The organism is Chromohalobacter sp. HP20-39, from assembly GCF_033052815.1.
In the GTDB taxonomy this organism is placed as follows: domain Bacteria; phylum Pseudomonadota; class Gammaproteobacteria; order Pseudomonadales; family Halomonadaceae; genus Chromohalobacter.
The window spans coordinates 144200-157115 of the sequence record NZ_JAWHTP010000004.1; the positions used below are offsets into that span (position 1 = coordinate 144200).

Consider the following 12916-nt stretch of genomic DNA (forward strand, 5'->3'; position numbering starts at 1 on the left):
GGTCTTTCAGCGATGCGAGGCCGCCAAGGTCCCCCCGGCGGCAATGAACAAGCTGCCGGTGGTGCGATTGAACAGCTTCACGCGGCGCGGGCTATGGAACCAGCGACCGATTCCCGAGCCCATCGTGGCGTAGCTCGACATGGTGGTGAGGTCGATGGCCAGCCAGGTCAGCGACAGAATCGCAAATTGCGGCAGTTGCGGGGTACCAAGGTCGATGAAGCCGGGAAACAATGCGCCGAAGAAGAGCAGGTCCTTGGGGTTACTGATACCCACGGTAAAACCGCGCCGGAAGAGGGCACGGGTGCCGGTACGCTCGACGGACTGCGGGCTATGCGTAGCATCGCTCATCATCGACGCCGTGACCGGCGCGCGCCAGGCCTGCACACCCAGATAGACCAAGTACGCCGCGCCTACGCCCTTGAGCAACGTGAAGGCAAGCTCTGACGTGGCCAGGATAGCCCCCAGCCCCAGCGACGACAGCCCCATGAGCACCAGCGATGCCGTCGCCCCACCGATCACCGTCGCCAGCGCACGTTGGCGACCATGGCGCAGCCCATGATGCATGCACAACAAGGCCACCGGGCCGGGAAAGGCGATCAGTGCGGCGATAACGCCGACATAGGTTAGCCACGTCGTCAGTTCCATGGAGCGAATCTCCGTTCATGAGTGAGCAGCGTTTATGAATGGGCGCGCGTAGCCGCCGGATATTCGTGACGGCTGATCAAACGATGATATATCAATTTACTACGATAAAAAGCGCCGTGCTCCCGTCGCGTCGACACGCTGAAACCATCCAGCAACACCACCGGGCTTGGAGAGCGACCTTCGTCAGGCATAGAGTGAGAGCGGGACGTCACGCATCGGCGTGGCGATCACGTTTACGCGCCTCACAAGGGCGCCGATGCGGAGGGAATCGCATGAGCAGTCACCGTAACGTGGCCGATATCATCGTCGAAACACTGGCGGACGCGGGCGCCAAACGCTGTTACGGCGTCGTCGGCGATACCATCAATCACTTCACTGACGCTATTCGGCGTAGTGATGTCTTGGAATGGGTGCATGTGCGCCACGAGGAAGTCGGTGGCTTCGCGGCGGGTGGCGAGGCCTATATGACCCGCGAACTGGCGCTTTGCGCCGGTACCTGCGGCCCTGGCAGCCTGCATTTCGTCAATGGGCTGTTCGAGGCACATCGCAGCGGCTCGCCGGTGGTGCTGATCGCCTCTCAAGTAGCCACCAAAGACGCCGGCGTCGGCTTTCCGCAGGATGTCGACCCCATACCGATCTATGAGCAGTACAGCGTGTTCTGCGAGTCGATCATCAATCCCGATCAGGCGCGGCGCATGGCGGCCTTGGCCGCTCAAGCCGCCCTGACCAAGAAAGGCGTTGCGGTGCTGGTCGTGCCTGGCGACATATTCACCCAGAAGCCTAGCCAGGATCTGCCGTTCCGTGCGCATCGTTTCGACCCGATCGTGCGGCCCAACGCCGAGGAATTCGTCCCCGCCGTCAAACAGCTCAACAAGGGCGGCAAGATTTCCATCTTCGCCGGATCCGGCTGTGAGAATGCGCGTAGTGAAGTCATGGCGCTGGCGGCCAAGCTGAACGCCCCGGTGGCCTGGACTTCACGCGCCAAGGATTTCATCGAACCCGACAACCCCTTCCAGGTAGGCATGACCGGCGTGTTCGGCCTGGCGGGCGGCTATCATGCCGTGGCTGAATGCGACACGCTTCTGTTGCTGGGCTGCAACTTCGCCTGGGGGCAGTTCTATCCCGAGAAGGCGGCCGTCATCCAGGTAGATATCGACCCGCAACAGATCGGCAAGCGTTACCCGGTGGATATCGGGCTGGTTGGCAGCGTGCGCGATACCTGCCTGGCGCTGGCGAAGATGGTCGACGAGCAGACCGACACCCGTTGGGTGGATAATTGCCGCAAGCAGTATCTGGACGCTTTGGGGAATGACGCTCACGAATCCAAGGACGATGCGCTGATCCATCCGCAGGCGCTGACCCTGGCGCTCGATGAGCAGGGCGCCGACGACGCCTTTTTTACTGCGGACACCGGTAGCCCCATGGTCTGGATGTTGCGTCACATTCACGCCAACGGCCAGCGCCGTACGCTTTCCAGCCTCGCTCACGGCACCATGGCCAACGCCTACCCACAGGGCATCGGCATTCAGAAGGCGTTTCCCAAGCGGCAAGTCATCGCCATGTGTGGCGATGGCGGCCTGACCATGCTGATGGGTGATCTTCTCACCCTCAAGCAAGAGAAGGTGCCGCTCAAGATCGTTGTCTACAACAATAGCTCGCTGGGCTTCGTCGAACTCGAACAAAAGGTCGAAGGCCTGCTCGACAGCTATACCGGCCTCGAGAACCCTGACTTCGACAAACTCGCTCAGGTCATGGGCATCTGGGGCAAACGCGTTGAAAAAACCCACGAACTCAAACCCGCCATCACCGAATGGCTTAACCACGACGGCCCTGCATTGCTCGACGTCCAGGTCAACCGCATGGAGCTTGTCATGCCGCCCAAGGTGGCTGCCGGAGAAGTAGCCTCCACCGCGCTCTACTCCACCAAAGCCGTCCTCAACGGCCGTATGGAAGACGTCGTCGACCTCGTCAAAAGCAACTTCTTAAAACGCTAAGCCATCAAAAAGTTAGTGCTCACTCTCAACCGGGCGCTGACAAACGCCCGGTTTTTTCGTGCCTACGAGAAGTGGGAAGAATAAGAAGTGAGTCGTTACTTACAAGACGGGTTGGCCAGGTAAGCCTGAAAAAAAGTTACTCAAATGCGCTAGATTTTCCTGTTCGATCGGAAACCGGCCGTTCGACCTCTCGGTCAAGGCGCTCGGTAAACGTTTTCAATCCGCTTACCATTGGTGACATCGCTTGCCACAGTTCATCATCCTTGAGCAGACGGAAGACGCCGCTGACCCCAGAAGTCTGCTGCCGTTTCTTATCGTCATGAGCTTCTTTCTCCATGGCGATAAAAGCATCACGAGCAGCGTAGACGGTTTTATGAAACTGCCCGGGGGGGATACTGGAAATCGCTATCAGCAGCGTTGAGAGGTTTTGTATGGCATTCAGCGATCCCTCTCGACTGAGGGCATCAGTGAGGTTTTGTGCCAGTTGGGTATTGCTACGAACGAGGTCGTCTGCAAAACGAAGGAAACCATGCTCGTGCAGTCCTTGCAGTAGTCGTTCTAGCTCCTGCTGCGCGCTGGGCTCGAGATCTTCATTGGGCGGTGGCGTGTAATCGATACGCTCGGCCATTAGTTCTTCTCCGGATGCGCTTGATGTTCTGGTGGCTGGCGGTAATCCTCCTGCATCCATTTGACCTCGACCGGGACGCCCTCAATCGGCGTGCGATGGCCGTAACGAAAATTGTTGTGGGGGAGAGGAAGCTGCCCCTTTTCCTTGGGAAGGCGTTCCAGCCTGACGGCCGTCTCCTTATAGGCGGGCGTGTCGACATCAGGGTCGTGATGTTCCCCCGTCAACAGGTTCAGCCCTGGCTTGCCTTGGTGAATAGGCATGAATAGCGTGTAGCCGCTGACCCGGTCAGTCACACAGACCTTGACCTCCAGGCTACCCCGGCGCGACGTTACCCGAACCCAACTGCCGTCTTCCAGGTTCATCTGCTGGGCCATATCCGGACCCACTTCGACGAACCAGTCGGGAACTTGTTCTAGAATACCCTCTGTCTTGCCGCTCTGATTCAAACCCTGAAAATGTTCCAGCAGCCTGCCATTATCCAGCATGAACGGATAGTCTTCATCGTTGGCTTCCGCAGGCGGCTGCCATTCGACCGGGTGGAGTTGTGCTTTGCCGTTCTCTTTAGGAAAACTGTCGCGATAAAGATAGGGAGAATCGTTGCCCTCGGCGTCGACAGGCCAAAGCAATGAATTCCAGCCCTCTAGCCGCTCGTAGCTGACTCCGGCGAAGAGTGGAGAAATAGCGGCGCATTCGGCCATGATCTCGGCGGGGTGCTGGTAATCCCATGCGTACCCCATACGTTGTGCCAGCTTAGTCAGAATTTGCCAATCGGGGCGGCTCTCCCCCAAGGGCGGCATGACTTCGTAGAAGCGTTGGATGCGCCGCTCGGTGTTGACGAAAGTGCCTTCCTTTTCGACGCTGGCGCAGGCGGGCAAAACGACATCGGCGAACTGTGCAGTACGACTGACGAACATATCCTGGACGACTAGAAAGTCGAGCTTGCTGAAAGCATCATGCACGTTGTTGGTATCCGCATCGGAAAAGGCGGTTTCCTCGCCAATGACAAACATCGCCTTGAGATCACGCTTTTCCGCGGCTTGCACCATCAGAAAGTTGCCTTCCCCGACTTCACCGGGGAGTGTCTCCTTATCGACTCCCCAACCTTTGGCCCAGCGCTCGCGGACTTCATCGTCGGTCACCGGGTCATAGCCAGGATAGGTATGGCGCAAACAACCGAAATCGCTTGCGCCTTGTACGTTGTTGTGCCCTCGCATGGGGTAGCCACCCGTCCCTGGACGGCCAAAGTTACCCGTGGTCAAAAGCAGGTTGGAGAACGCCGTACTGGTATCGGCGCCGTGAGCATGTTGGGTGATCCCCATCGCCCACACGATACACAGCCGCTCGGCTTTACCGATGGTCTCTGCCAATTCCGTCAGCGTTTCTACCGAAAGCCCCGTTACCTCGGCAGCAAACTCGAGCGTATAAGGTTCCAGCGAGCGCCGGAACTCGTCTACTCCTGCCACGCGCTCTGCCAGAAACTTCGTATCGGCATAACCGTGATCGAACTGGTAACGCGTGACCGCCAATGTCCAAGCCAAATCAGTGCTGGCATTCGGACGCAGGAATCGGTCGGCGCGCTCGGCCATTTCGTGCTTCCGTGTATCGACGACGATGTGCTTCTGATGTCCATGCTTGTGTGCAGCCTTGAGGCGTGAGGCGATAACGGGATGGCTCTCGGCCGTGTTGCTGCCGACGATAACGACCACGTCAGCATGCTGAAGATCTTCGATGCGACCTGCATCGGCCCCGTAACCGGCGGTGCGCTTTAGTCCCGTCGAAGCTGGGCTCTGGCAATAACGCGAGGAGTTGTCGATGTTATTGGTGCCGATGATCTGACGGGCCAGTTTCTGGGCCAGATACGCCTCTTCGTTGCTTGCCTTGCTGGAGCCGATGATACCGATGCTGTCGGGGCCGTGGGTATCACGTACTTCGAGCAGGCGTCTCGCTACCAGCGACAGGGCTTCGTCCCAGTTGGCTTCACGGAAGGCTCCGTTTTCACGGATCAACGGAGTCTTCAATCGCTGGTTGGAATTGACGAAGTCCCAGGCAAATTTGCCCTTGATGCAGGTGGATATGCCGTTGACCGGCGCCTCTTCGACCGGCTGAATCTTGAGAATCGTTCGGTCTCTTGTCCACATCTCGAACGAACAGCCCACGCCACAATACGTACAGACTGTCTTGGTACGCTTGATTTCGGGCTGCCGCCAGTTCATGTCCATGACGGAAATGCCGGTAATCAACTGCGCGCCCGTGGTTTTCTCGATCTGCTTGGTGAGATCGATCATCGAACGCTTGAGCTGCTTCGGCATGAAGGTGAACGGCCCGGTATTCTCGTCCATGCTGTTTTCCAGCAGGGCGTTACATGGGCAGACGGTGACGCAATGGCCACAATGCACGCAGCTCGACTCGTCGATCGGCTTACCGCCATCCCACAGCACGCGTGGGTTTTCCATACTGTAGTCAATGGAAAGGGTCTCGTTGACTTCAATGTTCTGGCAAGCTTCGACGCAGCGGCCACATAAAATGCACTGGTCGGGGTCATAGGTATAGAACGGGCTCGACGTATCCTTTTGATAGGGCTTGCGCTGGTAGTCGTAGCGTTGGATATCGATACCCATATCGGCAACCGTGTTGTGTAGCGTGCAGTCGCCGTTGTTGTTCTCGCAGACCGTGCAATACAGTTCGTGCTTGGAGAGCAGGCGATCCATGCCTTCTTCGCGAGCTTCCCTGGCCAATGGAGAGGCGCTTTTGATGTCGAGTCCTGAAGCGCTTTTTACCGCGCAGCTGCGCTTGAGTTCTCCATCGATCTCTACCCAGCAGGTATCGCAGGTCTGCAATGGCCCCAATGTCTTCAAGTAACAGACATGAGGGAGACTGATGCCATTTTTTTCGAAAAAGTCAATGAGCGGAATATCCTCCTCCCCGCTCAGTCTTTTACCATCCAAAAGGAGCTCGCACTGACTCATTGCCCGTTTCCTTGTCTCGGTCAATTATTATTTTATTAAATAAGATGTTTGTATATCTATGCGTGTTTTCCTTAATGGTAGCTTACGCTTCCTTGATGCGTTAATGAGAATATGGTCTGTATTGATGTAGGTTAATATCCATGGCATTAAAAGAGCCTGTGGGCTGGAGTTTGCGCGAAGATGAGCGCATCTTGTATGTGGCTTGTGTGAGGTGGATGGCATCGGGTTCAATGAATTTACCAAAGGTCGAATACGGATAATGTTTAAATGAAAAGAGGTACCAATAAGAAGTATCAGGGCTCAAGTTGCAGCGTTTAGAAACACGACAAGGCAATCGATATTGCTTATAGATTGCTCTGACCTTTAGTGAGCTCCTACATGATGAGCCGAAGACAGTTCGCATGGGTATCTCCCCTTGTACAGCGCTATCAACTCGGATTGCTATTGTGCCTAATCGTCACGCTGGCGGGGTGCAGTGGGAACCATTTGAGTTTCTTGGACCCACAGGGACCGATCGCGGCGGCACAACGCGGCCACTATTGGTTTGTAGTGGCGCTGTCGATGATCGTAGTGCTGCCCGTCCTCGTTTTAACGCCTTGGTTAGTGTGGCGCTATCGCTACGGCGGCACGGCCATCTATCGGCCCCACTGGACGTTTTCCAGGAAGATGGAGTGGCTTATATGGGGGATGCCCTTTTTGATCGTAGCCGTGCTGAGCTATGTACTATGGTCGGAAACGCATGCTCTTGATCCTTATCAGCCGTTGCCTTCCGACAAGGAGCCGTTGCGTGTTCAGGTCGTAGGTTATGACTGGAAATGGCTATTCATCTATCCCGAGCAAGGTATCGCCACCGCCGGGAAACTGAGGTTTCCCGCCGACCGCCCGCTGGCCCTCGAGCTGACGTCAAACACGGTGATGCAGTCATTCTTCATACCGGCACTGGGTAGCCAGATCTATGCCATGAACAACATGGTTACCAGGCTGCATCTGGCTGCGGATGGACCAGGCACGTTTCGTGGCTTGAATGCTCAGTACAACGGCAAGCATTTTCACGAGCAGCGCTTCACCGCCGAGGCGCTCGAGCCCCATGCGTTTAGCGATTTCGTGGAAGCGACGCATGAAACGGGCGTGCCATTGAGCCGCGAGCACTATGTGATTTTTGCGCGTCACAGCACGCTCCGGGAGGCGGAACTGTCGCTTGGCGACGAAGCTTCCGATGACCTGATCCGTTTCTCTCAAGTGCCCGAAGGACTGTTCGAGGCAATCGTCGATGGTCCACTGATTGCCCAGCTCCTGCTGGCTGCCAACCCCGACACCATGACCTCCGAGAATATACCCGCCACGCTCGAGGCACCGACCGTCCCATTCAGGAAGGAGGTAGTGCAGTGAGCCATTTCCTCGATATTCTTCTCGGTAGACTCGGTTGGGATGCCTTGCCATTCTGGGAGATGCTTCAGGAGCCCACGACCTTCAATATCATCAATGGCACGATCGTTACCGGGGCAGCCTCCATGGTCGTGTTAGGGGGGCTGGCGTTGGTGGCTCTGATCACTTGGTTCGGCAAATGGCGCGTGTTGTGGACCGACTGGCTGACCAGCGTGGACCACAAGAAGATCGGCATTATGTTCATTGTGGTCGCCTTCATCATGCTCACTCGGGCGATTATTGAGGCTGTCTTCATGCGTGCCCAGCAGAGCGTAGGGCTAGGGGGCGGCTTCCTGTCGGCCGAGCATTTCGGCGAATTCTTCTCCACTCACGGCACGATCATGATCTTCTTCATGGCCATGCCGTTTCTCACCGGGGTCATCAATTACATCATGCCGCTGCAGATCGGGGCCCGCGATCTGTCCTTTCCGGTGATGAACTCGATTAGTCTCGCCCTCACCGCAGCCGGCGCCGTACTGGTCATGGTATCGCTAGTGCTAACCCCGTTTTCCACTGGTGGCTGGAGCGGCTACCCACCCTTCACCGAAAGCCCCTATAGTCCCGGCGCCGGGGTCGATTACTGGATCTGGGCGGTCACGCTATCGACGCTCAGCTCGACCATGACCGGTATCAATTTCGCGGTGACAATCTACAAGAAGCGTGCGCCGGGGATGCACCTCATGCGGATGCCACTGTTCTGCTGGACCGCGCTGACCACGGCGATCCTGATGATCTTCGGCATGCCGCCGCTGACCGTGGCCACTGCGCTGTTGGCACTCGATCGTTACCTGGACTTCCACTTCTTCACCACCGACCTCGGTGGCAACATGATGAACTACGTCAATCTGTTCTGGGCGTTCGGCCATCCCGAAGTCTATATCCTAATCCTGCCCGCTTTTGGAGTGTTCTCCGAAGTCTTTTCGACCTTCTCGGGTAAGCGCATCTACGGCTACAAGACGTTGGTGATCGCCACCATCAGCATCTCGGCACTTTCCTTCACCGTGTGGCTGCATCACTTCTTCACCATGGGGCAAGATGCCAGTATCAACGCTGTCTTCGGTATTGCCACCATGCTGATCGGTATACCTACCGGCGTAAAAATCTACGACTGGATGCTGACCATGTACCGTGGCCGGGTGCGTCTTACTATCCCCATGGTGTATGCCATCGGGTTCATCATGCTGTTCGTTATCGGCGGGCTGACGGGCATCATACTCGCTAACCCGAGCATCGATTACCAGGTGCACAACACGCTGTTCCTGGTAGCACACTTTCACAACATGCTAGTACCGGGAATGCTGTTCGGCATGTTGGCGGGGTATAACTTCTGGTTTCCTAAGGCTTTTGGCTTTCGTCTTGAGGAGCACTGGGGCTACCGTGCCGCGTATTCTTGGATCATCGGTTTCATACTGGCGTTCTTTCCGCTCTACGCGTTGGGGCTGTTGGGCATGCCACGACGCACGGTCGCCTTCCTCGAACCGGCTTACCTTCCTTGGACGATCGTCGCTGGCATCGGCGCACTGGTGGTGTTGTTCGCGCTGTTCAGTCTGGTTATGCAGCTCGGCGTGAGCATTCGTCGACGCGTCGCCTATGCGGTGCCCGTCGGCGATCCCTGGGATGGGTTCAGCCTCGAATGGTCGACGTCATCACCGCCGCCGGAATACAACTTTCCGGTGATTCCCGAGATCGCCAGTCGTGACCCCTTCCTGAATGAGAAGGAAAGTGGCCGGGCCTACCAGCGACCGGTGAGCTATGCGGATATCGAAATGCCCGCCAATAGTGCCTTGGGGCCGATTCTTGCCGTGGTGAGCTTCCTGATGGCCTTCGGTCTGGTGTGGTACATGTGGTGGCTGGTAATCGGCGCTGGGCTGGTCGGGCTGGCAGCGTTGATCGCGCGTAGCTTCGTACGCCGTACCACCCGGACCATTGGCGCCGACGAGGTTCGCCGCGCCCACGAGCGTTGGCTTGACCAGGTGGCCCGCGCGAAGGCCATCACGCGCGCTGACGAGCGTGATGCGGCCAACCAGGGGCTTGCAGTATCCCCCTTGGAAGGAGCCGTGCAATGACCTCCACACTCAACAGACACCCAGGTATCAATCTCGGCGATATGCATGAGGAGGCCAACAACGCCTGTGAAAGCATGATCTTTGGCTTCTGGGTATTCATGATGAGTGATCTCATCATTTTCGCGCTGCTGTTTGCCACCTACGTGGTGATGCTAGGCGGCACGGCCGGTGGGCCGGAGCCCCATGAGCTCTATGAGATGAAAAGCGCCTTTCTCGAAACGATGCTATTGCTGATGAGCAGCTTTACTTTCGGCATGGCGTCGTTAGCGCTCAAGTACAATCAGGCCAAGGGACAGCTACTCGGGTGGTTGGTAATCACCTTATTGCTTGGCCTCGCCTTCATTGGACTTGAGTTGCGTGACTTTCACCTGATGGCGGCCAAGAACGGTGTGCCGAGCCGTAGCGGCTTCCTCTCCGCTTTCTATGCGCTGGTTGCTTTGCATGGTCTCCACGTGACGGGTGCCTGCCTTTGGTTATTCGTGCTATTCGGTCAGATAGCGGTTCATGGTGTGGATACTGGGGTCAAGACTGGGTTACTGCGTCTCGGCATTCTCTGGCACTTCCTGGATATCATTTGGATCGGGATTTTTTCCGTCGTCTACCTGGGAGGGCTCGTATGACGCGTCAACATTTATCAGCCCAGCAGCAAAGCGAGCGTACGAGCGAGCTACGCTCGTACGTGATTGGTTACGCGCTTGCGCTGATATTAACGCTGATCCCCTTTACGGTTGTCGCCTTTAGCGACCTGGCGCGCATGACACAGTGGCTAGTGATCGGGGCTTGCGCGCTGATACAGGTCGTCGTTCACTTTCGCTTCTTCCTGCATGTCTCATTAGCCAAGCAAAAGCGCGAAGACCTTCATTTGATACTGTTTACCACTCTTATTCTTGTCATCATGGTTGGCGGAACACTATGGATCATTCTCAATCTTTATACACGCATGATGCCCTCAATGTTGCCCTAGATGTTACATTGATCCTAGGTTGAGTTATAGGGTAATAAATACACTAATGGAAATGTTGGTAATTCACCTTGTGATCGATTGCAATCATATCTAAAGCGGTAGCCAGGTGGGTCAGAGTAATTCGCGTTCCGTATATTATAAAATATAAATAATACATGTCTTTTAGTCGGGTGGCGGCAAAAGAATCGACTTGCTTTGTCACGCACAAACTCCAGACGTAGTCATATTGTGTAAAGCTCCCAAACCGTTTAGTTAGTGAGTTTTAGGAGTCCTGTAAAAACCATGGAAAGCCTTTTTGAAAAAGTAGGAATAAGCCGTACTGAAGCCAGAAAATTCTATTAAGTCTTCATATTTTAAGATGTGTATATTATGGCTTGTTTTGTTTCGCATTAAAAATTCTTTCGCCTCAAGAATATTCAAGCAGCGACAAACATGTACGTTTGTCATGCTCAACAAGTCTCCGATAGTTTGTTGTGATATAGGTAGCGAAAGATCTTGTGATTCTAGTCGTGATAAATTGAGGCGAGCATGCATTTCTAAAATGAAATAAGCAAGCCGAGTAGTGGCGTCATGGCTTATCAGGTTGTTGAGACGATCGGTCATAAGATTACTTTGATGTACCGCAGCAGCTAGCACAGCATTTACTAGATGAGGTCCTTTCTGAGTTACTCTATCAAGATTTGATTTAAGCATGGGGATAACGAGACCCTCAGTCAACATTATGATTTCATCAGAATGCCTGCCCGCATGGTGGTCCCGCAGCCCAATGATATCGCCGGGTAAATAGAGGTCAATGATCTGACGTTTACCTTCCTTTGTTACACGACAGGAACACGCCCATCCATTTTGGATGGCGAGTAAATAGTTAGCGTTAATATCATGGCTCTTGATAACCTTCCCTTTGCGGACTCGCCGAGGTGGGTCTTGAATTTTCAATAATAATTCACGGTCTTGTGAAATAAGAGAGGCATGGCGTGAAAATATTTCATAATATAAGGAATAAGCGTCACGAGGCGGGGTGCTATTACCTAAATTTAGCTTTAGGTTGGCATTTAAATGACGATCAATCTCTACGGAGTGCGACGACATAGGAGCCACCTTTAAGTAAGGGTTTTGCCAAGCACTTAAAGTGCTTGGCAAAAAGTTACACTATAGCCGTTCTTTGAGAATCGACTTGGCGTTGTTGGCCATATCTTCGTATCGGCCAGCGATATCTTCGAAGAGCTCTTGGCACGCTTGGTCGCCGTTGGACTCGGCATCCTTGCGGTACTGTTGGCTAAGTTCCGCGCCCTGTAGAGCATGATAAAGCGTACTTACGAGATCGAAATCCTTATCCTTTACTGGACTATTCATGGGACGTTTCCTTTTCGTCTTAAAAATATAAGATGAATAGTTAACCTGGTTTCTGACAGGACCGTAACCTTTTAACGGCCCTGTCGCTTGCCACTCTTATGACTAGGCTTGGCAGCTTTCTCGTGGACGTTCTGGAAGTTACCCAGATTGGGATTAGCCATTTCTATGCTCCTCTTGGTCTTGCTTGCGATGAATCCTTTCGCTAACGATGGGTTAACCATCACGAAATAATGTAGGTGGGTAAGTAGAATGGTGTCTAGCTAATTGAGATTAAAAATGTGTAGGTGTGTAATTAAAGACGGATTTTTATGGCTTTCAGAGGTAACCAAATCAGCCTGTGTATTTTTAGGTCATTGAATTGGTTGGAATATTTTTGTTGTTGATGCAGGTTATTGTTTATTATTGTTACATTTGGCGATGATTTGTATGTTCGTAGGTGTGGCTTCAAAGGGTTCCAGCCGTTAACGGGTGTTTGATTATATTTTTTAAAATGCGTAAAGGGATGCTTACACGAGGACGATCAATTGGTGATCAGACGACAAAAGTCCAGAATAATGAGGAGCTTAGTCAACGGTGCCCGGCAGCCGGGCACCGGGGCATACACTACATTTGCTCTTTTTTGCGTGCCTGAGCCTTCCCGGGCGTTGGGCAGTGTGGGCTCTTGGCCCAAGGGTTCGGGTTGTTCTTTGACCGAATACTCGTCTCGCTTATCCAACGATGGCTCTTGGCTCCAGCGTCCTTGTGGCACAGGTTTGTCGGTCAACATGTTAAGGTAGTAATAGGAGTGTTCGGTTGCTTCGTGCGCTTCTGGAGTCGAATTAGGAATCGGTAGGTTTTTCTCAAAACCGCCAAGCTCTTCGACCACGGCGAGCCAT

Annotated in this window: 11 protein-coding genes; 5 read left to right on the forward strand and 6 right to left on the reverse strand. The window is 54.4% G+C overall.

Annotation, left to right across the window (positions count from 1 at the left end; all coding sequences use genetic code 11):
* Positions 1-6: 6 nt before the first annotated feature.
* Positions 7-645 (reverse strand): LysE family translocator, encoded by a 639-nt coding sequence (locus tag RVY79_RS10225; RefSeq protein ID WP_317464029.1) that lies wholly within the window; start codon positions 643-645, stop codon positions 7-9.
* Between the two features lie 272 nt (positions 646-917).
* Between RVY79_RS10225 and RVY79_RS10230 the strand changes: the two genes are divergently transcribed.
* Positions 918-2639 (forward strand): thiamine pyrophosphate-dependent enzyme, encoded by a 1722-nt coding sequence (locus RVY79_RS10230; RefSeq protein ID WP_317464030.1) that lies wholly within the window; start codon positions 918-920, stop codon positions 2637-2639.
* A 136-nt stretch (positions 2640-2775) separates the two neighbouring features.
* On the opposite strand, the gene RVY79_RS10235 is transcribed toward RVY79_RS10230, so the two are convergent.
* Both RVY79_RS10235 and fdhF read right to left on the reverse strand, forming a co-directional pair.
* On the reverse strand, positions 2776-3267 hold the full coding sequence (locus tag RVY79_RS10235; RefSeq protein WP_317464031.1) for a DUF1641 domain-containing protein: 492 nt from the start codon (positions 3265-3267) through the stop codon (positions 2776-2778).
* A complete protein-coding gene (gene fdhF, locus RVY79_RS10240; RefSeq protein ID WP_317464032.1) occupies positions 3267-6233 on the reverse strand; it encodes a formate dehydrogenase subunit alpha in 2967 nt (988 codons plus the stop codon). The genes RVY79_RS10235 and fdhF overlap by 1 nt, the downstream gene beginning before the upstream one ends.
* 486 nt (positions 6234-6719) lie before the next feature.
* Between fdhF and RVY79_RS10245 the strand changes: the two genes are divergently transcribed.
* The 4 genes from RVY79_RS10245 to cyoD are packed head-to-tail and all read left to right on the forward strand — an operon-like array spanning position 6720 to position 10688.
* Entirely contained in the window at positions 6720-7622 is a 903-nt protein-coding gene (locus RVY79_RS10245) for a ubiquinol oxidase subunit II (protein WP_317464033.1), read from the forward strand.
* Complete coding sequence (locus RVY79_RS10250) at positions 7619-9724, forward strand: cbb3-type cytochrome c oxidase subunit I (protein WP_317464034.1); 2106 nt, start codon at positions 7619-7621, stop codon at positions 9722-9724. The genes RVY79_RS10245 and RVY79_RS10250 overlap by 4 nt, the downstream gene beginning before the upstream one ends.
* A complete protein-coding gene (locus tag RVY79_RS10255) occupies positions 9721-10344 on the forward strand; it encodes a cytochrome c oxidase subunit 3 (protein WP_317464035.1) in 624 nt (207 codons plus the stop codon). The genes RVY79_RS10250 and RVY79_RS10255 overlap by 4 nt, the downstream gene beginning before the upstream one ends.
* Positions 10341-10688 (forward strand): cytochrome o ubiquinol oxidase subunit IV, encoded by a 348-nt coding sequence (gene cyoD, locus RVY79_RS10260; RefSeq protein WP_317464036.1) that lies wholly within the window; start codon positions 10341-10343, stop codon positions 10686-10688. Before RVY79_RS10255 ends, cyoD begins: the two co-directional genes overlap by 4 nt.
* A gap of 252 nt (positions 10689-10940) precedes the next feature.
* Here the strand turns inward: cyoD and RVY79_RS10265 are convergent, their stop codons facing one another.
* The 3 genes from RVY79_RS10265 to RVY79_RS10275 all read right to left on the reverse strand — a co-directional run bounded on the left by RVY79_RS10265 (position 10941) and on the right by RVY79_RS10275 (position 12906).
* Positions 10941-11777, reverse strand: coding sequence for a Crp/Fnr family transcriptional regulator (locus RVY79_RS10265; RefSeq protein WP_317464037.1), 837 nt, complete (start codon positions 11775-11777; stop codon positions 10941-10943).
* A gap of 60 nt (positions 11778-11837) precedes the next feature.
* On the reverse strand, positions 11838-12041 hold the full coding sequence (locus RVY79_RS10270) for a hypothetical protein (protein WP_317464038.1): 204 nt from the start codon (positions 12039-12041) through the stop codon (positions 11838-11840).
* Positions 12042-12561: 520 nt separating this feature from the next.
* The gene (locus RVY79_RS10275) at positions 12562-12906 is read right to left on the reverse strand and encodes a hypothetical protein (RefSeq protein WP_317464039.1); all 345 of its coding nucleotides are present in this window, start codon (positions 12904-12906) and stop codon (positions 12562-12564) included.
* Positions 12907-12916 lie beyond the last annotated feature (10 nt).

Coding starts and splice junctions, on each gene's coding strand:
- RVY79_RS10225 (WP_317464029.1), bottom strand. CDS start 645: ATGGAACTGACGACGTGGCTAACCTATGTCGGCGTTATCGCCGCACTG.
- RVY79_RS10230 (WP_317464030.1), top strand. CDS start 918: ATGAGCAGTCACCGTAACGTGGCCGATATCATCGTCGAAACACTGGCG.
- RVY79_RS10235 (WP_317464031.1), bottom strand. CDS start 3,267: ATGGCCGAGCGTATCGATTACACGCCACCGCCCAATGAAGATCTCGAG.
- fdhF (WP_317464032.1), bottom strand. CDS start 6,233: ATGAGTCAGTGCGAGCTCCTTTTGGATGGTAAAAGACTGAGCGGGGAG.
- RVY79_RS10255 (WP_317464035.1), top strand. CDS start 9,721: ATGACCTCCACACTCAACAGACACCCAGGTATCAATCTCGGCGATATG.
- cyoD (WP_317464036.1), top strand. CDS start 10,341: ATGACGCGTCAACATTTATCAGCCCAGCAGCAAAGCGAGCGTACGAGC.
- RVY79_RS10265 (WP_317464037.1), bottom strand. CDS start 11,777: ATGTCGTCGCACTCCGTAGAGATTGATCGTCATTTAAATGCCAACCTA.
- RVY79_RS10270 (WP_317464038.1), bottom strand. CDS start 12,041: ATGAATAGTCCAGTAAAGGATAAGGATTTCGATCTCGTAAGTACGCTT.